The sequence below is a fragment of the Stenotrophomonas indicatrix genome, assembly GCF_050573115.1.
Lineage (GTDB): Bacteria > Pseudomonadota > Gammaproteobacteria > Xanthomonadales > Xanthomonadaceae > Stenotrophomonas > Stenotrophomonas lactitubi_A.
In genome coordinates this window covers 95724-119754 of record NZ_JBNYZT010000006.1, presented here as the reverse complement: position 1 = coordinate 119754, position 24031 = coordinate 95724, and the positions used below count along the sequence as shown (strand labels likewise).

Annotated in this window: 25 protein-coding genes; 14 read left to right on the top strand and 11 right to left on the bottom strand. The window is 66.6% G+C overall.

Features of this window, described 5'->3' with window-relative positions; all coding sequences use genetic code 11:
- Positions 1–125: 125 nt before the first annotated feature.
- Complete coding sequence (locus ACQ5SA_RS15020; protein WP_499314733.1) at positions 126–2651, top strand: PepSY domain-containing protein; 2526 nt, start codon at positions 126–128, stop codon at positions 2649–2651.
- 86 nt (positions 2652–2737) lie between these two features.
- Here ACQ5SA_RS15020 and ACQ5SA_RS15015 read toward each other — a convergent pair whose 3' ends face one another.
- Positions 2738–5275: a methyl-accepting chemotaxis protein gene (locus ACQ5SA_RS15015; protein WP_499314731.1), complete on the bottom strand. Its 2538-nt coding sequence runs from the start codon at positions 5273–5275 to the stop codon at positions 2738–2740.
- 202 nt (positions 5276–5477) lie between these two features.
- Between ACQ5SA_RS15015 and ACQ5SA_RS15010 the strand changes: the two genes are divergently transcribed.
- Positions 5478–6311, top strand: a complete 834-nt coding sequence (locus ACQ5SA_RS15010; protein ID WP_499314730.1) for an arylamine N-acetyltransferase family protein — start codon at positions 5478–5480, stop codon at positions 6309–6311.
- A gap of 32 nt (positions 6312–6343) precedes the next feature.
- Here ACQ5SA_RS15010 and ACQ5SA_RS15005 read toward each other — a convergent pair whose 3' ends face one another.
- A complete protein-coding gene (locus ACQ5SA_RS15005) occupies positions 6344–6715 on the bottom strand; it encodes a VOC family protein (RefSeq protein WP_499314728.1) in 372 nt (123 codons plus the stop codon).
- 113 nt (positions 6716–6828) lie between these two features.
- On the opposite strand from ACQ5SA_RS15005, the gene ACQ5SA_RS15000 reads away from it, so the two are divergent.
- Positions 6829–7545, top strand: a complete 717-nt coding sequence (locus ACQ5SA_RS15000; RefSeq protein WP_499314726.1) for a transporter substrate-binding domain-containing protein — start codon at positions 6829–6831, stop codon at positions 7543–7545.
- A gap of 36 nt (positions 7546–7581) precedes the next feature.
- Here the strand turns inward: ACQ5SA_RS15000 and ACQ5SA_RS14995 are convergent, their stop codons facing one another.
- From ACQ5SA_RS14995 to ACQ5SA_RS14985, 3 genes are all read right to left on the bottom strand, one after another.
- Positions 7582–8484 carry a LysR substrate-binding domain-containing protein gene (locus tag ACQ5SA_RS14995; RefSeq protein WP_499314724.1) on the bottom strand — a complete coding sequence of 301 codons (903 nt, stop codon included), beginning with the start codon at positions 8482–8484 and terminating at the stop codon, positions 7582–7584.
- A 243-nt stretch (positions 8485–8727) separates the two neighbouring features.
- Positions 8728–9282, bottom strand: a complete 555-nt coding sequence (locus ACQ5SA_RS14990; protein WP_499314722.1) for a GIY-YIG nuclease family protein — start codon at positions 9280–9282, stop codon at positions 8728–8730.
- Between the two features lie 69 nt (positions 9283–9351).
- Complete coding sequence (locus ACQ5SA_RS14985) at positions 9352–10902, bottom strand: alkaline phosphatase (RefSeq protein WP_499314720.1); 1551 nt, start codon at positions 10900–10902, stop codon at positions 9352–9354.
- A 121-nt stretch (positions 10903–11023) separates the two neighbouring features.
- Between ACQ5SA_RS14985 and ACQ5SA_RS14980 the strand changes: the two genes are divergently transcribed.
- The gene (locus tag ACQ5SA_RS14980) at positions 11024–11812 is read left to right on the top strand and encodes a D-alanyl-D-alanine carboxypeptidase family protein (RefSeq protein ID WP_499314718.1); all 789 of its coding nucleotides are present in this window, start codon (positions 11024–11026) and stop codon (positions 11810–11812) included.
- 67 nt (positions 11813–11879) lie between these two features.
- Positions 11880–12431 carry a hypothetical protein gene (locus ACQ5SA_RS14975; RefSeq protein ID WP_499314717.1) on the top strand — a complete coding sequence of 184 codons (552 nt, stop codon included), beginning with the start codon at positions 11880–11882 and terminating at the stop codon, positions 12429–12431.
- Between the two features lies 1 nt (position 12432).
- Here ACQ5SA_RS14975 and ACQ5SA_RS14970 read toward each other — a convergent pair whose 3' ends face one another.
- Together ACQ5SA_RS14970 and ACQ5SA_RS14965 are read right to left on the bottom strand one after the other, a co-directional pair.
- Positions 12433–12996, bottom strand: a complete 564-nt coding sequence (locus tag ACQ5SA_RS14970; RefSeq protein WP_499314918.1) for a TetR/AcrR family transcriptional regulator — start codon at positions 12994–12996, stop codon at positions 12433–12435.
- Between the two features lie 48 nt (positions 12997–13044).
- Positions 13045–13641: an NAD(P)H-dependent oxidoreductase gene (locus tag ACQ5SA_RS14965; RefSeq protein ID WP_499314715.1), complete on the bottom strand. Its 597-nt coding sequence runs from the start codon at positions 13639–13641 to the stop codon at positions 13045–13047.
- A gap of 210 nt (positions 13642–13851) precedes the next feature.
- On the opposite strand from ACQ5SA_RS14965, the gene ACQ5SA_RS14960 reads away from it, so the two are divergent.
- Both ACQ5SA_RS14960 and ACQ5SA_RS14955 read left to right on the top strand, forming a co-directional pair.
- Positions 13852–14349 carry a YciE/YciF ferroxidase family protein gene (locus ACQ5SA_RS14960; protein ID WP_499314713.1) on the top strand — a complete coding sequence of 166 codons (498 nt, stop codon included), beginning with the start codon at positions 13852–13854 and terminating at the stop codon, positions 14347–14349.
- Between the two features lie 171 nt (positions 14350–14520).
- Positions 14521–14922, top strand: a complete 402-nt coding sequence (locus ACQ5SA_RS14955) for a response regulator (RefSeq protein ID WP_230109898.1) — start codon at positions 14521–14523, stop codon at positions 14920–14922.
- A gap of 11 nt (positions 14923–14933) precedes the next feature.
- Here ACQ5SA_RS14955 and ACQ5SA_RS14950 read toward each other — a convergent pair whose 3' ends face one another.
- Positions 14934–15761 (bottom strand): isocitrate lyase/PEP mutase family protein, encoded by an 828-nt coding sequence (locus tag ACQ5SA_RS14950; RefSeq protein ID WP_499314917.1) that lies wholly within the window; start codon positions 15759–15761, stop codon positions 14934–14936.
- A 46-nt stretch (positions 15762–15807) separates the two neighbouring features.
- The gene (locus ACQ5SA_RS14945) at positions 15808–17148 is read right to left on the bottom strand and encodes an acetamidase/formamidase family protein (RefSeq protein WP_499314711.1); all 1341 of its coding nucleotides are present in this window, start codon (positions 17146–17148) and stop codon (positions 15808–15810) included.
- A 289-nt stretch (positions 17149–17437) separates the two neighbouring features.
- On the opposite strand from ACQ5SA_RS14945, the gene aroQ reads away from it, so the two are divergent.
- From aroQ to accC, 4 genes are read left to right on the top strand one after another with little or no spacing between them, the layout of a single operon-like run.
- Entirely contained in the window at positions 17438–17890 is a 453-nt protein-coding gene (aroQ, locus tag ACQ5SA_RS14940) for a type II 3-dehydroquinate dehydratase (RefSeq protein ID WP_499314709.1), read from the top strand.
- Positions 17887–18309, top strand: coding sequence for a lysozyme inhibitor LprI family protein (locus ACQ5SA_RS14935; protein ID WP_499314708.1), 423 nt, complete (start codon positions 17887–17889; stop codon positions 18307–18309). Before aroQ ends, ACQ5SA_RS14935 begins: the two co-directional genes overlap by 4 nt.
- A gap of 54 nt (positions 18310–18363) precedes the next feature.
- Positions 18364–18855, top strand: a complete 492-nt coding sequence (gene accB, locus ACQ5SA_RS14930; protein ID WP_100553780.1) for an acetyl-CoA carboxylase biotin carboxyl carrier protein — start codon at positions 18364–18366, stop codon at positions 18853–18855.
- A gap of 12 nt (positions 18856–18867) precedes the next feature.
- Positions 18868–20235: an acetyl-CoA carboxylase biotin carboxylase subunit gene (gene accC, locus ACQ5SA_RS14925; RefSeq protein WP_089237274.1), complete on the top strand. Its 1368-nt coding sequence runs from the start codon at positions 18868–18870 to the stop codon at positions 20233–20235.
- A 136-nt stretch (positions 20236–20371) separates the two neighbouring features.
- Here accC and ACQ5SA_RS14920 read toward each other — a convergent pair whose 3' ends face one another.
- Both ACQ5SA_RS14920 and ACQ5SA_RS14915 read right to left on the bottom strand, forming a co-directional pair.
- Entirely contained in the window at positions 20372–20746 is a 375-nt protein-coding gene (locus ACQ5SA_RS14920) for a hypothetical protein (protein ID WP_499314706.1), read from the bottom strand.
- Positions 20743–21708 carry a hypothetical protein gene (locus ACQ5SA_RS14915; protein WP_499314705.1) on the bottom strand — a complete coding sequence of 322 codons (966 nt, stop codon included), beginning with the start codon at positions 21706–21708 and terminating at the stop codon, positions 20743–20745. The genes ACQ5SA_RS14920 and ACQ5SA_RS14915 overlap by 4 nt, the downstream gene beginning before the upstream one ends.
- 150 nt (positions 21709–21858) lie before the next feature.
- Between ACQ5SA_RS14915 and prmA the strand changes: the two genes are divergently transcribed.
- The 3 genes from prmA (at position 21859) to fis (ending at position 23956) form a co-directional block, all read left to right on the top strand.
- Entirely contained in the window at positions 21859–22779 is a 921-nt protein-coding gene (gene prmA, locus ACQ5SA_RS14910; RefSeq protein WP_499314916.1) for a 50S ribosomal protein L11 methyltransferase, read from the top strand.
- A 42-nt stretch (positions 22780–22821) separates the two neighbouring features.
- Positions 22822–23565: a DUF3426 domain-containing protein gene (locus ACQ5SA_RS14905; RefSeq protein ID WP_230109902.1), complete on the top strand. Its 744-nt coding sequence runs from the start codon at positions 22822–22824 to the stop codon at positions 23563–23565.
- A gap of 115 nt (positions 23566–23680) precedes the next feature.
- Complete coding sequence (fis, locus tag ACQ5SA_RS14900; RefSeq protein ID WP_006397198.1) at positions 23681–23956, top strand: DNA-binding transcriptional regulator Fis; 276 nt, start codon at positions 23681–23683, stop codon at positions 23954–23956.
- The last annotated feature ends 75 nt before the right edge of the window (positions 23957–24031 follow it).

Sequence of the window (24031 nt, the reverse complement as noted above, 5' to 3'; positions counted from 1 at the left end):
AGGGCGCAGCCCTGCCGGCAAACCCTTCTTGACCGCAGCGGCTCGGGCCCCGGAGAATTACGAGATTAATTCTCATTTGCTGTTGCGCAGGATGCGGGCGGCAGCCTCGACGGCCCTCGATCCCGATGTTCAAGAACGTCCTGTTCCAACTGCACTGGCTGCTGGGCATCAGCGCGGGTGCCATCCTGGCCGTGATGGGCCTGAGCGGTGCGGTCCTGTCGTTCGAGGATGAGCTGCTGCGCGCGGCCAATCCCGGTTTCGCCGCCATCGCCGAACACCATGCCGACAACCAGCAACCGCTCGCCTTGAGTGAACTGGTGCCGTTGCTGCAGGCGGGCAGCGAGCGGCCGCTGCAGCGCCTGCGGGTGGATGCCAGCGGCCAGCGCCCATCGGTCGCACGCTTTGCCGATGGCAAGGACCACTGGGTGTATTTCGACCCCTACAGCGGCGAGCGCTTCAGCGCGCTGCGCGGACAGGCGTTCTTCGATTTCGTCGAGGACCTGCACCGCCACATGGTTGCCGGCGAGCGCGGTTCGTGGATCACCGGCAGCTGTGCGATCGCCCTGCTGTTCTTCACCCTGTCCGGTCTCTACCTGCGCTGGCCGCGTCGCTGGTGGCACTGGCGCAGCTGGTTGGCGGTGGAGTGGGGGCGCAAGGGCCGCGGCTTCCTCTGGAGCCTGCATTCGGTGATCGGCACCTGGGTGCTGCTGATCTACCTGATGAGCGCGCTGACCGGGTTGTGGTGGTCGTTCGACTGGTACCGCAACGGGCTGACCCAGCTGCTGGGTGTCACGCCCCCCGCCAAGCACAAACTCGCCACGGATCTTCCCCTGGATCTGCGCAACATCGAGGCCACGCTGTATGCGCTGCCCGGTGTGCGCCAGGGCTTCATCGACCTTCGTCTGCCGGAGAAGCCCAGCCAAGCGCTCAACGTACGGGTGATGTCGGCGGATCCCGCTCAACGCGGCGGCCATCACGATCGTGCGCACGACCTGCTGCAGCTCGACCCGGCCACCGGCGCGGTTCTCGACGCGCGCCCGTATGCGCGCCAGGGTGCCGGCGGCCAGCTCACCGCCAGCATGTTCGCCCTGCACTCGGGCAGCTTCTTCGGCATGCCCGGACGTATCGTGGTGATGTTCAGCAGCCTGGGTATGTGCCTGTTCTTCATCACCGGCTGGCTGTTGTACCTGGACCGCCGCCGCGGCCAGCACGCCGCGCGCGCACTGCGGCAGACCGTTCCGGAAGCAACACCCCTCGCCGCAGGCACACCGTGGCTGGTGGTGCATGCCAGCCAGAGTGGCCTCGCCGAACAGTTGGCCTGGCGTGCGGCGGCACAGCTGCAGGCGGCAGGCCACGGGGTGCAGGTGCTGCCGCTTGCGCGCGTGACTGCCGCGCAACTGCAGGCCACCACACAGGCGCTGTTCGTGCTCAGCACATTCGGTGATGGCGAACCACCGGACAACGCACGGCGCAGCGCGCGCCAACTGCTGGCACAGCTTCCGGACCTTTCCGGGCTGCGTTACGGCATGCTCGCGCTGGGTGACCACCAGTACGCACGGTTCTGCGGGTTCGGCGTCCAGATCGATGACTGGTTGGCGCGTGCGGGCGCGCAGCCATTGTTCGCCCGCATCGACGTCGATGCTGCTTCGGTGGTGGCGCTGCGCCAGTGGCAGCTGCAGCTGACCGGGCTGACCGGCATCGACACCGATGACAGCGTGCTGCCAGCGGCGACGGTGATGCACGACTGGCGCCTGCTCGACCGCACCCTGCTCAACGCCGGCAGCGTCGGTGGCCAGATCTGGCAGATCCGCCTGGCACCGCCGGCCGATGTCGATTGGCAGGCCGGTGACATCCTGCATATCGCAGCACGCCACGACGCGCTGCATGTACACGCGGTGCTTCGAGCGCATGGTCTGGATCCCCTGCAACCGGTGCTGCTCGACGATGGTACGAAAACGCTGCTGGAACTGGCCAGCGAACGCGTGCTGCCCGAACCCGACAGTGCATTGCAGGTGCGGGATGCAGGCCTGTGGTTGTCAGGTCTGCCATTACTGCCTGGGCGTGAGTACTCCATCGCCTCATGCGCCGCCGATGGCGATGTGGAACTGGTGGTCCGGCTGGTTCACGACGCAGCCGGCCGCGCGGGCCTGGGCTCGGGCTGGCTGGCCCTGCATGCGCCTGTGGGCGGTGCGGTTGCCGCCCGCGTGCATCGCAATCCGGGCTTCCATCGGCAGCCGGGTACGCCGATGGTGCTGATCGGCAACGGCACCGGCATCGCCGGCCTGCGCAGCCTGCTGCGCGAAGCCGCGCATCACGGTGAGCACGGTCATTGGCTGCTGTTCGGCGAGCGTCAGCGTGCGCACGACTTCCTGTTCGCCGACGAGATCATCCGATGGCAGGCTGACGCGCACCTGCTCCGCTTGGATACGGTGTACTCGCGTGATGTGGACGATGGCAGCTACGTGCAGCATCGCCTGCACGCTGTGGTGGATGAACTGCACGCGTGGCTGGCACGTGGTGCGGTGATCCATGTGTGTGGATCGCTGCACGGCATGGCCGAAGGTGTGGACCAGGTGCTGCGCGAAGCACTGGGCGATGACGCGGTGGAGACGCTGCTTGAGAACGGACGTTACCGGCGCGACGTGTATTGAGTCCGTTCGCCGGGCATGGCCCGGCGCTATCCGTCATGGGTTTCAACGGTAGCGCCGGGCCGTGCCCGGCGAAGGTGATCAGGCCATCACGCCGCTGCCCGCGCCCGCCGCTCGGGCTGCAGGCGGAACGCCGCCACCGCTTCGGCCAGCGCCTGCACCTGGGCCTGCATCTGCGCGGTCGATGCGCCTGCTTCTTCCACCAGGCTCGCATTGCGCTGCGTGCTGGCCTCCATCTGCACGACGGTCTGGTTCACCTGGGCGATGCCCGCATGCTGTTCATGCGAGGCACTGCGGATGCCGGCCAGCAGCCCGGCCAACTGCTGCACGCTGCTGACGATCTCGTCCATCGTCGTGCCCGCCTGCTCGGCCTGCGTACTGCCCTGGCCTACCCGCGCCACTGAATCCTCGATCAGTCCCTTGATCTGCTTGGCCGCATCCGCGCTGCGCTGGGCCAGCAGCCGCACCTCGGCGGCCACCACCGCGAAGCTGCGGCCCTGCTCGCCTGCACGCGCAGCTTCCACTGCCGCGTTGAGGGCCAGGATATTGGTCTGGAAGGCGATGCCATCGATCAGCTGGATGATGTCGCCGATGCGCCGCGATGCCGTGCTGATGCCCTGCATGGTCGCCACCACCTGGCCAACAGCGGTGCCGCCGCGCTCGGCCACCTTGGCGGCGTCGCGTACCAGTCCATCGGCCAGCCCCGCCGCGTCGGCGTTGCGGCCGACGGTGTCAGTCAGTTCGTGCATCGATGCCGCCGTTTCCTCCAGATTGGCCGCCTGCTGCTCCGTGCGCTGGGAAAGATCGTGATGGCCGGCAACGATCTCGCCCACGCCTACGTCCAGGCGGACCGTGGCCTGCTGGATACGGGTGACGATGTGGCCCAGCTGCGCGACCGTGGCGTTGGCATCGTCACGCATGCGGGCGAACACGCCCTGCAGGTCACCTTCCATGCGCACGCTCAGGTCGCCACGTGCCAATGCGGCCAGCAGCGCCTGCAGGTCGCCCAGGTTGGTCTCGAAGGTGGACAGCAGGCGGTTGATGCTGGTCGACAGCGTGCGCACGAACCCCTGCTTGCCCTCCAGCGCGATGCGCCCCTGCAGTTCGCCATGCGCCGCCGCGTCGACCAATGCCGCTACTTCAGTTTCCAGCAGCGTTTCCAGCGCGCGGCTGCGCCATTCCACCGCGACACCAAGGAAGTGGTCGTCCTCGACGATGGCATTGGCGATCAACTGATATCGGGTACCGGCGTGGCCGATCTCACGCACTTCGCGCTGACGGACACCGATCAGTCCTGCCAGCGCCGGATGCAGGCGGACCGCGTCGCTACCGAGCAATGTCTCTGCGGGAAGCGCCAGCAACTGCAGCAGCGCCGGATTGGCGTAGGCCACCTGCCCTTCCGCATCAACCACCATCAAGCCGGTCTGGGCACTATCCAGCGCCTGCCGCACGCGCGTGTTGCCGCGCGCCACCGCGCGTTCGGTCTCGGTGCGCGCGCGCAGGCGTTGCTGCATGTCGACCAAGCGCTGCGCGAGCTGGCCGATCTCATCATTGGCATTGTGCACGCGCAGCGTGGTGTCGAGCCGATCATCCGCGATATCGCCTGCAAAGCGCAGGGTGTCCTGGATCGGTCGACGCACCGCGCGCACCACCAGTACCAGGCTGGTGATCAGCACACCGGCCACCAGCAGCAGGGTGACCACGAACACTACGCTGGCCATCCTTGCACCCGACCGCTGGCGCAGTTGTGCCTGTTCCAGTGCTGCAACCTGGGCCTGCTGGAACGCGGCCAATGCCGGGCCCACGGCCGCCGCGGCCTCCAGCAGTGACTGCGCCTCCACATCCAGGCCGACGCGCGCGGCGGTATAGCCCAGCAACGCGGCCTGGTACGCTTCCATGCCGTTGCGCACGCGCTCCTGCACGTCGGCTGGCAGGCCGGCCAACGCCAGATCGAAGGGCAGCTTTTCTTCGCTGGCACGATCGGCGTGGGTGGAATCACCATCGAGCAGCAGCAACGCTTCCTGACGTCGCATCCGCTGCACATGCAGGGACAGCGCTGGGCGCTCCAGCGCATCCACCTGCGTCTGCAGTGCGTCGGCGGCCTGCTGCAGCTGTGCGGCCAGACCAGCGTCGCCGCGTCCCATCTCATCTACGCGCTCGAACAACGCGGCGATGCCCTGTGAGAATGCATCGACGGCCTCGGTCATCGCCTGCAGCACCTTGCGCCGGCCCGCGTCCATCGGCATGCCACGCAACGCCTGCAGGTCCTGCTTCAACATCTGCTGCGTGGCCAGCAACTGGCTGCGGTCCGCATCATCGAAACTGCGCGCATACTGGGTCTGCAGGCGCCGGGCCTCGGCCACCCGGGCCGCCAGCGATGCAACGCGGTCACTGCCGTGCTGGTAGCTGGCCTGGTCACGGGCCGACTGCGTACTCGCATGGCTGGTCCAGGCGTGGACGGCGGCGATGGCCACCAGGCCCAGGCTGCAGACCACCAACGTCGCCTTGAGCTTGTCGGCGACGCTGAGCCGATGGGGCTGCAGCCAGCGCAGCAGGCCAGGGAAACGGGAACGCAACCCGACAACGCGGCTACGCAGGGACCGAAGGTGGGGAACGACGGCCGACATGACAGACTCCAGGCGGAAGGACGCACCTGTATCGACCGGTTGCAGCAGAACTTTAGCGCCGGACTGAATCCTGCCGCGAATGATCGGCGGTCGTCGCTGTTGTACCGGCCGCAGGCGACCGGGGGATGACACCGGCGAGGCACACTTGACCTCAACCCCGGTTGCGGTAGCACAGTGGTGCCCCCCGCCCGTGGTGCCTGCCATGTCCATCGACGTCCCCCGCTACCTGCAGCGCCTGCAGCTGGATGCCCCGCCACCGCTCACTCTGGCCGGGCTGACCCTGCTGCAGCAGCGCCACAACGCCCTGCTGCCGTTCGAAACCCTGACCAGCCTGCTGCGCGACGCGGTCGCCATCGACCTGGACAGCGTCCAGCACAAGCTGCTGCACGCGCAGCGCGGGGGGTACTGCTTCGAACTCAATGGCGCGTTCCTGGCCCTGCTGCAGGCCTTGGGCTTCGATGCGCAGCCGCTGAGCGCTCGGGTGCTGCTGTCAGCGGCCGAGGGCGAGCTGACCGCGCGTACGCACCTGCTGCTGCGGGTGCGTCTGCACGACGAGGACTGGCTGGTCGATACCGGCTTCGGCAGCCTGACCCCGACCGTGCCACTGCGCCTGCATGAGACCGCAGTGCAGGACACACCGCATGAGCGCTACCGTGTGCGGCGGCTGGACGATGGCGACTTCATGCTCGCCGCCGAGGCAGGGGATGACTGGCGGGCGCTGTACCGCTTCGATCTGCAGCCACCGGCGCCGATCGATAACGAAGTGGGCAACTGGTACGTGTGTACGCATCCGCAGTCGAGCTTCCCCGGCCAACTGCGTGCATCACTGACCGGGCCGGATTGGCGACGCACCATCGGCAGCGGCAACTACACCGAGTACCGCCCCGGCCAGGTACCGGCCAAGCGCCCGCTGCGCGATGTGCAGGACGTGCGCGAGGTGCTGCAGCAGGGCTTCGGCATGCGCCTTCCGGACGATCCGCGATTGGATCCGGTCATTGCCGACTGGCTGCAGCGATCGCGCGCCGCGTCCGTGTAGAGCCACGCGATGTTCGGCTGCTGACCTCAGGACTATGGGGTGGCGGGCGCCTGCAGGGCGATCCGGTTGCCCTCGCTGTCGCGGATCTCAGCCACCCGCCAGTCACCGGCCACGTCCGGGCCAAAGCACAGCAGCGCGCCCGCCTGAAGGGCACGCTGCAGACTCTCATCCAGATCGTCCACGCCCAGGTAGATGCGCGGTCCCTGCTCCGACGGCAGGTAATGCGCGCCGTGCACCAATGCCATGCTGGCGCCCGTGTCTGCATCGTTGAATGGCAGGTACGCCATGCGGCAGTCATGCACGTTGACCGGCGTGGCGATGTCCACCTGCAGCCATTGCTGGTAGAACGTGATGGCACGGTCCAGGTCGGCGACGGGAACTTCAACGTGCAGGATGGGATTCATGGTGATCAGGCTGGGCGCGCAGGCGGATGAAACACAGGATCGCAGCTCCGCACACCACACGATACGGCCACAGCTGGCATGCTGGGCAGCCCGACACCGAGCTGGAACCGCGCATGTCCCTGGCCGATCACCGTCATGCGTTGGCCCCGCAGGGCTTCCTGCGCATTGCCATCAACCTCGGCAACCCGGTGCTGGCCCAGGGCGACGCCGATGCACCACGCGGGCCATCGGTGGAACTGGCCACCGCGCTGGCACAGCGGCTCGGCGTGCAGGCCCGCTTCAGTTGCCACGACGCGGCCGCATCGGTGGTGGCAGCGGCGAGCGATGATGCCTGGGATCTGGCCTTCCTGGCGGTGGACCCGGCACGCGCCGACCGCATTGCCTTCAGTGCGCCGTATGTGGAGATCGAAGGAACCTACTTGGTGCGCAATGACAGTCCAGCGCGACAGGTGGCAGATCTCGATTGCAACGGGCTGCGCATCGCGGTGGGCCGCGGCGCCGCCTACGATCTCTTCCTTAGCCGTGCACTGCGTCAGGCCACGATTGAACGCGCCGATACTTCGGCCGCCGCCATCGCACTTTTCGACCAGCAGCGGCTGGATGCAGCGGCCGGCGTACGCCAGCCCCTGCAGGCCTGGGCACAGGCGCATGCCGGCCATCGCGTGCTGGCCGATCGCTTCACCGTCATCCAGCAGGCGGTCGCGGCGCCCATTGCACGGCCCGCGGCGGCGTTGCAGGCACTGTTCGCGGAAGTGGAAGCGATCAAGGCCGGGCCGCTGCTGGGCGAGGCCTTCGCACGTGCCGGGCAGGCAGTCACGCTGGTGCGCTGACGCACACGCCACAGCATCGCGCCTGCGCGACGGGCGCTATCCCGCGTCTGCGGCCTGCATGTGCCGCACATGCTCGGCGGCCTGCGCGTGCAGCCATTCGCGGAAGGCCAGGAAACCACGGTGCCGTACGGAGCGCTGTGGGTATACCAGCCAATGGGGCCATGCGGTTTTCAGGCGTCGGTCCGACAACGCCACCAACTGGCCGGAATCCAGCAGCAGCCGCGCCCGCGTGACCCGCCCCAGTGCTACACCGACGCCATCCAGTGCAGCGCGATGGTGGGCTTCGGAATCATCCAGCACCGCCACGTACCGCGCCGGTGGGCGCTGCCCGATCAGCGCGAACCATGCGCCCCACGCACCGTCGGGGTCTCCCAGCAGCGGCCATTGCGCCAACGGCAGGTGGTCGATGCCGCCCATGCGCTCGATCAGTGCCGGGCTGGCCATCGGCAGCAGCCATTCGTCGAACAACGGCTCCACCACCAGCCCCGGCCATTGTCCGGTGCCCAACCGCAGCGCCGCATCGAACTGCAGTTGCCGATCGAAGTCGATCAGTCGCTCGCTCGATTGCAGATTGATTTCGATCTGTGGATGCGCCGCCACGAAATTGCCCAAGCGTGGCACCAGCCATGCGCTGGCCATCGACGGCACGGCGCTGAGGGTCAGCACATGCTCGGGTCGCGCAGCGTAGGGCTGAAAGGCGTCGTTGATCGCATCCAGGTGAGGTCCGACCTGATCCAGCAGGCGCTGTCCCTCCAGGGTCAAGGCCACACCGCGTGCCTGCCGGATCAGCAGCGGCTGGCCCAGGCGCTCCTCGAGCTGGCGCATCTGATGGCTGAGCGCACTGACCGTCAGGTTCATCGACGCGGCGGCGCGGGACAGGTTGCCCAGGCGTGCGGCAGCGACGAAGCCCTGCAGGGCATGCAGCGGTGGGCGGGACATAAGCCTTGAATTCCTCTCAAGTCGACCTTGCGGAAATGTCGCTTTTTGCGCCCCCATGCTGCCCGTATCGTGCATTCCACTCAAGTGGAGGCGCGATCATGAACATCTTCAGCGGTCTGTTGTTCCTGCAGGGTCACGTGACCAACGTTGCCTTGGCCCAGCGTCTGGCCAGCCCCGTTCCCGAAGCGCCAGATGCACGCCGGCCGCTGCAGCCGGCCCCCACGCCGGCCACCTCGGCCAGTGTCACCACCCGCGCTGCAGGTGCTCAGGCAACCACGGCTCCGGATCGATAACGAGCGCGCGATATGCATCGATGGCTTCGCGCAGTGCGGCCACACCGACCGGCGTGCGCAGGCTTTCCTCTTCCGGCACCTGCGCTGCGGCCCAGTCATGCAGCCGGTCCAGACGCTGGACCATCGCCGCCCGCAGCCACGGCCGCAGCGGATACGTGTGATAGCCCTGCTGCGCCAGCGCGCGCACAGCCTCGGCCAATGCGGCGTTGGCCCCGCGCACCCATTCGGTGCGCCCACCGGCCTTGTCCTGCACCGTCATCGGTGCCGGCGCACGATGCAGCTTGAAGGGCCGGCGCAACTGCAGTTCCAGGTCACGCGCATCCCGTTCTGATTCCGCCTCGACCAGCGCGCCAGCTTCCAGATCGAAGAACTCGAACCAGCGTCGATGCAGCGCGCTGATCCGTCCCAGCGGATCACGCGAGAATCCAATCTTCGCGTAGTCCTCCCAAGCACAGGGAAAGACGTAGGCGAACACGCGGCCATCAATGCGGATGTCGGAATCCATTGCTGCAGGATGACGATGCCCGCATGTGCGGCACGTGCAGGCGCAGAGCCGGCATCTGCGAGGAGCCGGTCAGCGCCGATGCAGCGCTTCCTGTATGGCGGCGGCCACATCGGTGTTGTCGATGTAGCTGCCATCGTTCAAGCGCACATGCGTGCGGTAGCCTTCGTCGATGCCGCGAACGCGTTTGCCCAGCAGCTCGGCACCGTTGCCTTTGGCCCACAGTGGCACCAGCCCGTTTGAATGGTTGCCGGTGGGGCGGAAGCTCATGCCCGGCATGCGCCCACGGCCATGGTTGCGCACCGGCTCGAAGGCTACCTGCTGCGCATCCGGGCCCATTGGCATGCTGTTGTCGTGGTCGGTGGTGACAATCAGCAGGTTGCGCTCCCAGCCACCGTGCTCCTCGATCCACGCGATGACCGCCGACACGGCATCGTTGAACTCGACGGTCTCTTCGATCAGACGGCCAAACTGCGGCTGCCCGGTGCAGGCGCCGTAGTGCCATTCACTGCCGCAGGCGCTGGTGTGCGCTGCCCAGTCGGTGGCACCGCCTTCGACCATCAGGAACAGGCCCTTGCTGGAGCGCTGCTGCAGGAACTGCAGCGCGCCACGGGTCATCGTCGCCAGGTCCGGCACGCTGTCGATCTTCTTCACTCCCGATGGTGTGCTCGCGTCTTCGCCCAGTACCTGCAGTTGGCGTGCCTGCTGCAGGGTATTGGCCACGCGCGGCACGCCGATCAGCGGCTGGTCGGAGGGCATCAGGCCCTGCGCCAGGGCGACGAACTCGGCCTTGCTGCGGATCAACCGCCACGGGCCCGATGGATTTCCGGCAATGGCCGTGCCCGCCTCAAGCTGCTGCCAATCCTGCTGCGACACCCACTCCCAGGGGTTCCCGCAGCCCTCGGTCACCAGGCTCTGCGGCCCGTCGACGCAGGCGTGTCCATTGACGCTGTAGCCGGGGCCGCCGGCACCCATCACCAGATCCATGTGGCCCTGGGCCAACATCTGGTGGGCGATCTGGTGATAGCTGTTGCGTGATTCGGCCTGCGCAGCGAAGGCAGCCGGCGTGGCGTGCGCGAACGGCACCGAGGTCACCACGCCGGTGGCCATGCCCAGGCGTCTGGCACGCAGCGTGTTGAACTCCACCGGTACACCGTCGTTGTCGACGTTGATGGCGTTGTTGTAGGTCTTCACTCCCGAGGACAGCGCTGTGCCGGCCGCCGCACTGTCGGTGGCCACCGCAGCCAGGTACTGATAGCCAGCGAAGGGCAGATCCGCCGCAGGCACGGGCGTGGCGTCCCATGCCTTCTGCGCGTCGTAGCCGAGGGTCTGCGCTGCATCGTACGTAGGCTGGCTGCTGGCGTTGAGCGGGAACGTTGTCACCGCCAGCCGTTGCGGGAAGTCGGCATAGGGGGTGCCCTCGCGGCTGCCGTATTGCCAGTAGGCGGCGGCGTCCCAGGTGCCCCAGCCGGCGCCATCGTTGATCATCACGATGACGTTGTGCGGCCGTCCCTGCGCCGGTTCCGGCTTTTCGACGCGCACGTCGTGGTGGCAACCGGTGATGGCAACCAGCGCTGTCAGGATGGCCGGCCGCAGCCAGCCTCCCAGGTTCGTTTTTTTCATCAGCAGCCCCAGCAGAAAGCGAAGTGATCCAACCCCATTTGCGACGTTATATCATTTCAATATTTCAGAAACAGTCATCCAGCGCGGGCGTGCGCCGTTACGCTGTCGCCATATGCAGTCCATGACTTCTTCCCGTTCCCCTGTTTCATCGATCACGATCGATGCCCTCTCCCTCGATATCCTCCAGCAGCAGCACGCGGAGCTGCGACGACCGCCGGCCTCGCTGACCAAGCTGATGACGGCCTACACCGCGTACGACCTGCTCGCGCAGTCGGGCGGTTCGTGGTCGGACACCATCGCCATCGATCCGCGCGACGTACACGACGTGGCCGACGATGAAACGCGGATGGGCCTGGTGCCCGGCGAAAGCATCGCTCTCGGCAGACTGCTGGAGGGCCTGATGGTGGTTTCCGGCAACGACGCCGCGCTCGCCCTGGCCCGTCACCTGGCCGGATCGCAGGCGGCGTTCGCGCAGCACATGAACGACCACGCGCGGGCGTTGGGCCTGCACGATACGCACTTCATCTCCGCGTCCGGCATCACCACCCCGGGCCATCTGTCGACCGCGCGCGACATGGCGATGCTGGCCGCCCACCTGCTTGCCCGCTACCCCGACCTGCTGGCAATCACCGCACAGCGCAGCTTCGTGCACCGCACCCTGCAGAAGGCGAACCAGAACGCCCTGCTCGGCGAAGACGGCGTGGATGGTTTGAAGACCGGCTACACCCAGGCTGCAGGCTTCTGCCTGGCGGCCACCGCCCGTCGCAGGTGTGCTCGGCAGGCTCTGCCAGTGCGTCTGATCAACGTGGTGCTGGGTGCAGATTCGCGGGCGTCGCGCGATGACCAGGTCCGCGCACAGCTTGATGCGGGATTTGCCATCGCCGCGGCGGCCGAGGCCCATCCCGTGTGACGGGCAGACCGAGCAGACATCACAGGCAATGCACTCTATAGTCCAGCGCCCGAAAGAGTACCCATCGATGGATCGACGCATCTTGTGCTGGATGCTTGCGCTGTTCTGCACGTTCTCCGCGGCACTCACCCATGCCGGTGAACTCACTCCTGCCGAGAGCGACGCGCTGCAGAAGGATGTGCGATCGCTGCTGTCCACGTTCGCCCGCGGCGATACCGATGCCATGATCGCGCGCACTCATCCCAGCGTGAAGCGGTTTGCCGGCGGCGATGCGGCCTATGCGAAGGCCGCACGCGATGCGATGAAGACACTCGACGACATGGGCGTGAAGGTCATCAGCGATGATGTCGGTGAACCGACCCGCACCTATGCTGCCGGCGACGAAGAAGTCTGCTTCGTGCCACGGACCACGGTGTTCACCGTCGACGCGCAGACGGTGAGAAGCCTCGCCTTCATGGTCGCCATCCGGCCGGTGGGCGGTACGCAGTGGCGCTACATCGATGGTGCCGCGATGCAGGCGATGCCGGAGCTGCTGCGGCAGCTGTTGCCGGACCTGCAGCCTGACGTGCCACTGCCCCCGGTCAGCGTCGAGCAACTCCAGGTCGCTCCGCGCACATGATTCAGGTGCTGCGCTTGACGATGGCGACGATCACGCGCTCCAGCTCGGCCTCGGCGGCCGCATGTTCCACCGCATCGGCCGCAACCGCTTCAGACAGGGTTTCGGCCGCACCAAGGATGGCCCAGAGGCCGCTGGCCGGTACGGCATCTCCCGCTGCGAACGGTCCCAACCACTGCGCGCACTTGTCGATGAAATCCTGCTGATAGCAACGGCGTACCGCCCGCAGTTCCGGTGATCCCGCCAGCGCGGCGAGAATGTCCTGGATCTCGCTGCCCTGCGACAGCACGCAATCGATGTAGCCCGACGCGATCGCATGCGCACGATCCTTCAGGCGTGCCTTCGCGCTGCCGATACGCTCATCGAAGACCACGGTCTGCCTCTGGTCGTAGTCGGCATACAGCGCGGCCAGCAAACCATTGCGGGTTTCGAAGTGGTCGTAGGCCAGCGGCTTGGCGACCCCAGCAGCCTCCGCCAAGCGTCCCAGCGTCAGCGCATCGGTCCCTTCTTCGCCGACCAGCGCCCATGCCACGTCCAACAGCTGGCGGGCACGCTGTTCGCGGGTCAAGCGGCGGCGGGGCTCGGGCACGGCAGGGCTGGAAGACAAGGGTGATCGTCAGGACGCAGGGGTTCCGATCTTACGTCCGATGTCCATCGCCGTCTGCAGATGCGTTTCGGCCATGCCGCTGTCGGCATCCAGCAGCAGCGTGGATGACAGCACCGGCGCTCCGCAGTAATCGAAGATGCCCTGGTCGATCTGGGTCTTCATCGCCTCGCCATAGCCACGCCGATCGATCATCTGCTGGCCAGCGCCGCCCAGCCCCACCAGATGCACCTGCAGCCGCTGCAGCTTCTTTTCCACCTTGCCATCGGCACCCTCGTCATAGGCCCAGCCCTGGCTGAAGACGCGATCGATCCAGCCCTTCAGCAGCGCCGGGAACGACCACCAGTAGAGCGGATAGACCAGCACGAGCGTGTCGGCCGCATCCAGCCGTGCGTGCTCGGCGGCCACATCGGCCGGCAGCATCGTGGTCCTGCGGAAGAAGGCGTGGTCCTGCGCGTTGAAGCGTGGATCGAAACCTTCCGCCATCAGGTCCACGGTGGTGACCGTGTTGCCGGCATCGGCGTTGACGATGGCCTCGCCGATACGCGCCGCTACGGCATGGGTAAGCGAGGCCGGTTCGGGGTGGGCCACGACGATCTGGGTATGCATGACGGCAGCTCTCGGATTCATTAGTTACCAATAGTAACTATTGGCTGCGCGTGCATCAGCATCACCGATGGGACGCTGTCGCGCGGCTCATGTGAGGCCCCTGCATGCATGGCAACCCATGCCCTCCATGCTGCGTTCACCGTACCTGCTCCGGACTGCAACGGACGCCCACGTAAGGTCACCGCTCTCCCCCAGCAAAGGTGTCGACGCATGGCCATCAAGACCGCAGAAGACCTGTTCATCCACGAACTGTCCGATATCTACAGCGCGGAGAAACAGCTGACCAAGGCTCTGCCGCGGCTGGCTCGCGCAGCCGAAAATTCCGAACTGGCCACCGCCTTCGAGACCCACCTGGAAGAAACCCAGGTCCAGATCGAACGCATCGACCGGGTTGTCGAGCTGCTGGGCATCCGCCTCAAGCGCATCAAGTGCGCGGCAATGGAAGGCCTGGTAGAGGAAGGAAAGGAAGTGATCGATACCATCGACGAAGGTCCGGTGCGCGACGCCGCCTTGATCGGTGGTGCACAGAAGGTCGAGCACTACGAGATCGCTTCCTACGGCACCATCGCCGCCCTGGCCAAGCAGCTGGGCTACAAAGAGGCGCTGCCGCTGCTGCTGGAAACGCTGGAAGAGGAAAAGGCCACCGACGAGAAACTGACCCTGCTGGCCAAGAGTGGTGGCAACGAGCGGGCCGCACAGGCCGCCTGATTCCCTGGCAGACGCATAGCCGATGCCGCCAGGGAGGGCGGCCACGGCCAACAGCAGATCACGCAGATCACAGTTGCGCCTTCGCGCCGAAAGCACACCAGGCAGCCATGGCCTTGATGCCGGAAAGCAGAAACTTTACGCACCACCGCAGCATTCGCACGACAACACACCATGCAAAGCAGCAATGAACGACCCACGCCGCTACCGCGCCTGCTCCTTGTGGAAGACCAGCTCGATCTGGCTGATCTGATGGAACAGGCCCTGACCGACGAAGGCAATGAGATCGCCCACGCCAACAGTGTTTTCGAGGCATTGGGCATGCTCGACAGCGGCCACTTCGATGGCGCCGTGCTGGACGTGGAACTTCGCGACGGCGTGGTATTTCCCGTTGCCGATCGGCTGCTCGAGCTCGGCATCCCCTACCTTTTCGCTTCGGCGGTATACGACCAGCTGGTGCCGGTCAGGCACCAGCGTGCGCCGTTCCTGGCCAAGCCGTTCCATGTGCAGGGACTGCAGCGCGCGGTACGCGAAGCGCTCGGCAGAATGCCCCCCTCGCCGGCACCGCCCCACTAGCCCGCACGCGCTTACGGCTTGAACAGCCCGTTGAGCTCGGCAGCTGACGGGGTGCCCGGCAGTGCGTCGAATGATCCGCTGCCGAGCATCTGCTCCGATGCCCTGAGGAAGCCTGCCCACGCACTGCGGGCCAGCGCACCGCCGACACTGACCCGGCGCACGCCAAGGCCAGCCGCCTGCTGCAGCGTCATCTGCCCGGGCGAACCGATCAGCAGGTTGACCGGCTTGCCACCGGCGGCATCCACCACGGCGCGGATCTGCTCTGCGCTGCGGATGCCAGGCGCATACAGGCAATCCGCACCCGCCTGCGCATAGGCGCGGATGCGGGCCAATGTATCGTCCAGATCGGGGCGCCCGACAAAGAAGTTTTCCGCGCGCCCCACCAGCATCACGTCGTGCCCGCTTTCGTCGATGGCACGGCGCGCTGCACTGAGGCGGGCCACGCTGTCTTCGATGCTGCGCAGCGGATGTTCCGTATCGCCGGTGGAATCCTCGATCGACAGGCCGGCTATACCGGTGTCGATCGCCATTGACACGCTCTCGTGCACCGCCTCCGGGCCGCTGCCGAAACCATCTTCGAAGTCGGCGTTCACCGGCAGATCGGTCGCCGCCACCATCGTCCGCAGATGGACGAGGATCTCATTGCGGCCCATCGCCCCGTCAGGCTGCCCGTGGGCCCAGGCATGGCCGGAGCTGGTGGTGGCCAGTGCCTGCGCACCCAGCCGAGCCAGTGCCACGGCACTGCCCACGTCCCATGGATTGGGCAGCAGGAAGCAACCGGATGCATGAAGTGCCCTGAAGGCAGCCCGGCGGTTCTGGATTGCGTCGGCACCCATCACGGACTCCTGGTTCATACGCCTTCCCAAGCTGCCAACAGGGCAACGGTCACTTGGCAGCGCGCTTCACGGCGCCGCCGCCCGGTGCCGCTTTCGTCTGCAACTGCAGCCCCTGCAACACCGCCTTGTCCAGCTTCGCCGCCACGCCAACACTGCGCCCGGCCAGGTTGGCCACCTGGTACTGCACCGCCACGCCCAGCACCTGGGTCGCCTCGGACAACGTCAATCCATAGGCCTGGCGCAGCCACTGCAGCATGCCCGAGGTGGCGATGCGCAGCGCATCGTCGCTGGAGCCGCCCTGGCCCAGGGTCATGATCTGCGTTGCCGATTCCACCCGCGGCGTTGCGATCGCGTGCTGCTTCAGCAGCTCGACCTTCACCTCCACATCGAGCGACGTCTCCAGCGCCCACTGCGTGGTTTCGCCATCGCCCTGGAGCGCGTGGCCATCACCCAGGTACATCAGTGCGCCAGGCTGCTGCACGGGCAGGTAGACCGTATTGCCTTCGACCACGGCGTTGAAATCCATGTTGCCGCCGAAATCGGCGGTATCGCCGGTGGAGAAGGGTGGATAGCCGAAGCCGGGCGCCAGCGCCAGGCCGCCGAGCATCGGCTTCACCGGCACTTCGAAATGCCGCAGGCCGCCACTTGCTCCCTGCGGACGGGCGACGCCCCTGCTACGGTCCAGTTGCCAGCGCACGGGCTTGCCCAGCCCGCTGGCTTCGGCGGCCACCCGCGATGTCTTCAAGCGCCCCACCAGGCCATCCAGGCTGTCGGCATGGTCGCGGTTGAGCTTCAGCGAGGTCAGCGTGATCGCCAGCGTATCGCCCGGTTCGGCACCAACCACGAAGAACGGCCCGACCTGCGGATTGCCGAACAGCGCGCGGGTGACGCCCTTCTCGTCGACGCCGCCGGAGTCCAGCGTGCGGGTCTGTACCGAGTCGCCTGGCCAGATCACCAGCACCGGCGCGCGATCGGCACTGAACGTATTGGAATAGTCGGTCGGCGTGAACACATGGCGCTGCGCGGCGGTCGAGGCCCGCGCCGGTACTTTCCAGGCACTGAAGGCGTGGACGGCGCGCGCGTCGCGGTTGTTGGTGTCCGGCTGATCGCTCTGTCCCTGCATCCGCGCGCCGTCAATGCGCCCATCGAACTGGTAGCGCTGGCCCTGGTTGTCGGTGGCGGTGAACACCATCTGTCCGGCGCTCAGGGTGCCGGTGACCGGGTCGGCATCCAGCCGACCGGCGATTCGCCCGCCCTGCACGTCCAGATGCAGGGTCTGGTAGTTCCTGTTGCCCCACAGGTCGGTGGCAACGATCCATTGTTCGGCAGCCAGCGCATTCAAAGGCAGCATTGCCAGCAGAAGTGCGGGCAATCGCAGGGAGATAGGCAAGGCGGGCATCCATGAACGCCGACATGGCGGGTAAGCGCAGTGTAGGAATGCCATGGCAACCTCCGCAGTGTCGAACGTAATGCGGCCCGGCAGCATCGTCCCAGCATGGGGGATGGTCGGCACGCGCAATTTCCACTATCTATAGAAAGCCTTCCCGCGCCCGTCCACCACGCAACCACGCGGACGAAGGCATTTTCAAACAATTGTTTTAAACGCCACTAATTTCGCCGAACTGGACAGCATCCTCAGCTTCCGCCAGACTGCCGCCCTTTCCCGTCAATCGGATCCCATGGCGAAGCTGCTGGTCCTGCATGGCCCCAACCTCAACCTGCTCGGCACCCGCGAGCCGGAGGTCTACGGCCACACCACGCTGGCGGACATCGACCAGGCGCTGGTGGCCCAGGCCGCTGCCGCAGGTCATGCGCTGGAGAGCCTGCAGTCCAACGCCGAGCACGTGCTGGTGGATCGTGTGCAGGCCGCACGCAACGACGGAACCACCTTCATCCTGATCAACCCGGCCGCCTTCACGCATACCTCGGTTGCCCTGCGCGATGCGCTGGCGGCGGTGGCGGTGCCGTTCATCGAGATCCACCTGTCCAACCCGCATACCCGCGAGCCCTTCCGCCAGCACAGCTATTTCAGCGACAAGGCGGTTGGCGTGGTGTGTGGCTTCGGAGCCGACAGCTACCGCTATGCGATGGACGCGGCATTGGCACGCGTGCAGGATGCCGCCGCGTCATGAGCCTGTCGCGCGTCCTCGCCAGCGTTGTGCTGTGGGCCGGCCTGTGCGGCGTTGCCGCCGCGTCCGACCGTGAGGCCGAAGGCATCGACTGCGCGCATCCGACCACCACGATGGAGAGCGACCTGTGCGCCTCGGACGTGGCAGCGGCCGCCGACGTCGAACTGAACACCGTCTACGCACAGGCCCGCAGGCAGCTGCGCACGCCGGCCAACGGCGGCAGCTGCAGCTACTGCGGCAACGCCGAACAGGAGCTGGTGCTGGCCCAGCGCGCGTGGATGCAGCTGCGCGACCACGACTGCCAGGCGGTGTACGCCCTCAATTCCGACGGCACCGCGCGCAATGGCGCACAGATGCGCTGCCTGATCACCCTCGCGCGCGACCGTACGCGGCAGCTGCGCGACTTCTACGAACTGCTTTGACCCGAGCGCAACGCGCTTCCCACCACACTGACATCAAAGAGCAAAGAGGCCACCATGGATCTCCGCAAAATCAAGAAGCTGATCGACCTGCTGGAAGAGTCGAACCTGGCTGAAATCGAAATCAAGGAAGGCGAAGAGTCGGTGCGCCTGTCGCGCGCTCCGGTGTCCGGCTACGGCATGATGCAGGCCCCGCCGCAGATGATGATGGCCGCCCCGGTCGCGGCCCAGCCGGCCACCCCGGCGATGCCGATGCAGTCGCCGACCGAAGCCTCCACCGGTGGCACTGCCAAGCCGGGCAACGCGCTGCCGGAAGGCCACGTGCTGCGCTCGCCGATGGTCGGCACCTTCTACGCCTCGTCCTCACCGGACAAGCCGGCGTTCGTCAGCATCGGCCAGCAGGTCAAGGCCGGCGAGACCCTGGCCATCATCGAAGCGATGAAGATGTTCAACCCGATCGAAGCCGATGCGTCGGGCACCATCGTCGCCATCCTCGGCGAGAACGGCCAGCCGGTGGAATTCGACCAGCCGCTGTTCGTGATCGGCTAAGGGGCGGCTGCCATGCTCGACAAAGTCGTCATCGCCAACCGAGGGGAAATCGCGCTGCGCATCCTGCGCGCGTGCAACACCCTGGGCATCCGCACGGTGGCCGTGCACTCCACGGTCGACCGCAACCTCAAGCACGTGGCCATGGCCGATGAATCGGTCTGCATCGGTCCGGCATCGTCGGCGGAAAGCTACCTCAACATCCCGGCGCTGATCGCTGCGGCCGAGGTCACCGACGCCCAGGCCATCCACCCGGGGTATGGCTTCCTGTCCGAGAACGCCAACTTCGCCGAGCGCGTGGAAGAGTCCGGCTTCATCTTCATCGGCCCGAAGGCAGACACCATCCGCCTGATGGGCGACAAGGTCGAAGCGATCCGCGCCATGAAGTCCGCCGGCGTGCCGTGCGTGCCCGGCTCGGGCGGCCCGCTGGGCGAAGACATCGTCGCCAACACCAAGATCGCCCGTGAGATCGGCTACCCGGTCATCATCAAGGCAGCTGGTGGCGGCGGTGGCCGCGGCATGCGCGTGGTGCACGCCGAAGCCTCGCTGAAGACCTCCATCGAGACCACCAAGAGCGAGGCCAAGGCCGCGTTCGGCAATGGCGAGGTCTACATGGAGAAGTTCCTGGAGAATCCGCGCCACGTGGAGATCCAGGTACTGGCCGACGGCCAGGGCAATGCCATCCACCTCGGCGAGCGCGACTGTTCGATGCAGCGTCGTCACCAGAAGGTGGTCGAGGAAGCGCCGGCACCGGGCATCACCACCGAGCAGCGCGAGCAGATCGGCAAGGTGTGCGTGGAAGCCTGCATCCGTATCGGTTACCGCGGCGCCGGCACCTTCGAGTTCCTGTACGAAGACGGCCGTTTCTACTTCATCGAAATGAACACCCGCATCCAGGTGGAGCATCCGGTCACCGAAATGGTCACCGGCATCGACCTGGTCGCCGAACAACTGAAGATCGCTGCCGGCCAGAAGCTGTCGATCAAGCAGAGCGATGTGGTGCTGACCGGTCATGCGATCGAGTGCCGCATCAACGCTGAAGACGCGGAAACCTTCGTGCCGAGCCCGGGCACCATCACCGGCTTCCACGCACCGGGCGGTCCCGGCGTGCGCGTCGATACCCACATCTACAGTGGCTACCGCGTGCCGTCGAACTACGACTCGATGATCGGCAAGCTGATCGTGCACGGTCCGGACCGCGAGACCGCCATTGCCCGCATGCGGGTGGCGCTGAGCGAGATGGTGGTCGATGGCATCAAGACCAACATCGCCCTGCAGCAACGCATCATGCGTGACAAGGGCTTCCAGGCCGGTGGCCAGAACATCCACTATCTGGAAAAGCGCCTTGCCGAGCGCAAGAGCAAGCCGATCGCGTTGACCTGATCGGCTGCGGTTGTTGCTGCACATGAAAAGGGCGGGGATTTCCCCGCCCTTTTCTGTTTTCTGTTTTCTGTAGAGCCGAGCCATGCTCGGCTGCTTCCCGGCAAGCCAGGCATGGCCCGGCCCTGCAGGATCCGCCTCAGTGCTTGTCGGCGACTTCGGCCGGAATCTGCGAGTTCGCCAACGGACGCACGCCGTTCGGTGAGGTCGGATCGACAATCACCATGGTCTCGCTGGAGCCATCCGGCCAGACCACCTGGAAGGTGCTGCCGGCCGGCAACGACGAGAACGGCACGCCACTCTGCGCGCGGTAAACGGCGGCAACCTGGCTGGCACCGGCACGGCGTACGTCTTCCTGTGCCTTCACCGAGGTCAGTTCCACCTTCGACAGACGCCGGTAGCGGTCCTCGTAGGTGTCGATCATCAGCAGGCCTACCGCACCGGCCGAGTACGCCACGAACAACACCACCCAGAACCAGAACTTGGCCCCATGCAGGAGTCGACGGTAGTTCATCGCCCGTCCCTCGTGCCAATCAATCGCTTGATCCATTCCTTCATTTTCCCCGCACCTTGCCGCGAAACCGCGGCGTCATACACAAAATCACGGAAGTCCTGCGTTCCATCCGGCGAACAGATCCCTCCATTCGCACAAAAACTGTTGACCAGCACGCTGTCGGCTCCACAGGGAAGACCGAGTTCGCAGGCCGCAACCCGCCATGCCAGTTCACTGAGCTGTTCGCCGGCGACCATGCCGGTGAGGGCCTTGTCGCCCGCCGCGCGCAGCCCCATGCCCGGCGCGATCGCCATATAGGCTTCCGGATCGCGCGAGGTACGTACGCGCTCGACCAGATCACGACGGTACTGCTCGTTGTCGTGCAGCGGCTCACCTTCTGCAAACAGCGCCGCTTCAGCAGCGAGGTTGCCCTGCTGGGCCGCACGACGACGTTCGCCGAGCACCAGTGCCGGCCCCAGCTTGTCACCGGGCACGAAGCCGCCGCAGCGCTGCGCCACCCGCTCGCGCGCCTCCACCATCTCCGGTGCAGCACTCAGGCCGAGGCCGGCCAGCACGTTGTTGTCCAGGCGATAGCCACCGGGATCAACCGCGTACTGCGCGCAATAGTCGTAGACCCGGCTGAGCATCCAGCGCGCCTCGTGGTTGCCCTGGTCGGCCTGCACACGCAGGCGCTGCGCGTAGGCGTACAGATCGGTGGCACCTTCGATGTCGGCGCGGATATCCAGCGGCAGGCCCGAAGGCAGCGCGGTACCACGTTCGAACGCAGCGAGTCGGCGTGCCAGCGCTTCCGGCATGACCGGTGCCAGCGCCCCCTGCGCATCGCCGGCCTGGACAGCCATCGGCACATCGACGCGCGCGTCCATGTCCCGGCTGTGGCCATTGGCCCGATAACCGGCCACGCCCAGCACGGCCACGGCCGGCAGGACGAGCAACCAGGTTTTCAGGGTCGGGGCGAAGGCCATCGGCAACGGGCGGTGGTACGGCGCACAGGAAAGCGCCGAGTTTAGCAAGGCCCGTGAGGCCTGTCTGAATCGGCTTCGTTCATCTCAGGCGATACGGAGACGCCCTGATGGTCTAGCATGGCCCCCTTTCCCGCGATTGCCCTCACCGCCATGCCGTTCCTGGAACTGACCCTGCGTTGCACCGAAGCCACCCAGCCCCGCTACGAGAATGCGCTGGAGGACGTTGGCGCGCTGGCGGTGACCCTGCTTGATGCCGAAGCCGACACCAGCAACGAGCAGGCCATCCTGGAGCCCGGCGTGGGCGAGACCCCGCTGTGGGACACCCTGGTGCTCAGCGCGCTGTTCCCGGCCGACAGCAACGCCCTGCTGCTGCTGGCCGCGCTGGAAGCCTTCGACCCGGAGCTGGACTGGAGCAACGGCAGCTTCCGCGCCGTGGAAGACCAGGACTGGGAGCGCGCGTGGCTGGACCAGTTCCAGCCGATGGACTTCGGCAGCCGCACCTGGATCGTGCCGTGGAATCATGAGCTGCCGGAGGCCGCGCAGGCTGCCGACGCCGCCATCGTGCGCCTCGACCCGGGCCTGGCCTTCGGCTCGGGCACCCACCCGACCACCGCGCTGTGCCTGCGCTGGCTGGACCAGTTGGCCGTTGATGGCCAGCTGCAGGGCCAGCGCGTACTCGATTTCGGCTGTGGCTCGGGCATCCTCGCCTTGGCCGCGCTGAAGCTCGGTGCCGCCCAGGCCATCGGCGTGGACAACGACCCGCAGGCGCTGATCGCCACCGCCGACAATGCCGAACGCAACGGCGAACAGGCCCGCATGCAGGTGTACCTGCCGCAGGACGAACCGGTTGCCACCTACCCGATCGTGGTCGCCAACATCCTGGCCTCCGCGTTGGATGCACTGGCCGAACTGCTGGCCGCCCGTGTCGCCGCCGGTGGTCGCATTGCCCTGTCGGGCATCTTGCATGGCCAGGAAGACGAACTGCTGCAGCGCTATGCGGCGTGGTTCGACGACCTGCAGGCCGCCCAGGACGGCGACTGGATGCGTATCACCGGCGTGCGCCGCGCCTGATCGTGGTTGAATGACCGCTGGATCCGAGCCCGCGCCCTGAGCATGTCCGAGCCGAACCCACCGCGCCGTCCCCTGGCCACGTTCCTGCGCACCGCGCAGGAGCGCGATGCCACGCCTGAAACCAGCGAACCGCGCGAACCGGTACCGACCGATGCAGCACCGGTGATCGACGACAACGACCCGGCAACGGATGTCGTAGCCGAAACGGAATCACCGGCCGCCGATGATCCACTCATCGAACCGGCCCTCGTTGCCACACCCGGCACCGTTGCCAGCACCGCCGATGCGCCCAGCTTCCTTGGCGTGCGACCGCGGGCGTTGCCAACCCCTCGCTGGCATTGGCTGCTGGTGGCCGCGCTGGCGCTGCTGCTGTTGCTGCAGAGCGTGCTTGCCGATCGTGCACGACTGGCCGCCGATGCCGGCACCCGGCCGTGGATCAGCGCGCTGTGCAACGTGCTGCGCTGCACGCTGCCCGCCTGGCGCGAGCCCGCTGCATTGACCATGACCAGCCGTGAAATCCGTCCGCTGCCGGCCCAGGCCGGCGTCCTGCAGATCCAGGCGAGCATCCGTAACGACGCGCGCTGGCCACAGGCATGGCCGGATCTGCGCTTGTCGCTGTCCGACGCCGATGGCCGCGTGATCGGCACCGGCGTGTTCGCACCGGCGCAGTACCTGGGAGAAAACCCGGGTGCGGCCCCGCTGGAACCGGGTCAAAGCGCGCGTATCGCCTTCCGGGTGCAGGAGCCTGCCGCATCCACGGTCGCATTCACCTTCGAGTTCCTTTGACCTGGGCCGGACCGTCCGGCCGTGGCAGGTCGGGCACGCTCGCGCTAGACTGACCGCCATCACCTCATCCGGTCCGGCGCCCCGCGTGCATGGACCAACCAGATCGGGAACCCCCTTGAACGCTGTCCTTTCTCGTCCTGACAACAGTCGTGGCGCTGCCCGGCCACCGCTGCGCGAACATGTGGCCCAGTCCGTGCGCCGTTACCTGCGCGACCTCGATGGCTGCGATGCGGACGATGTCTACGAGATCGTGCTGCGCGAGATGGAGATTCCACTGTTCGTGGAAGTGCTCAACCATTGCGAAGGCAACCAGAGCCGTGCGGCCGCGATGCTGGGCATCCACCGCGCCACCCTGCGCAAGAAGCTGAAGGAATACGGCATCAGCGCGTAAGCCGCAGCATGGGTAGTGCCGGCCGCTGGCCGGCCACCCCATGAACGATGACAACGCGTTGCAGGTGCCGGCCAG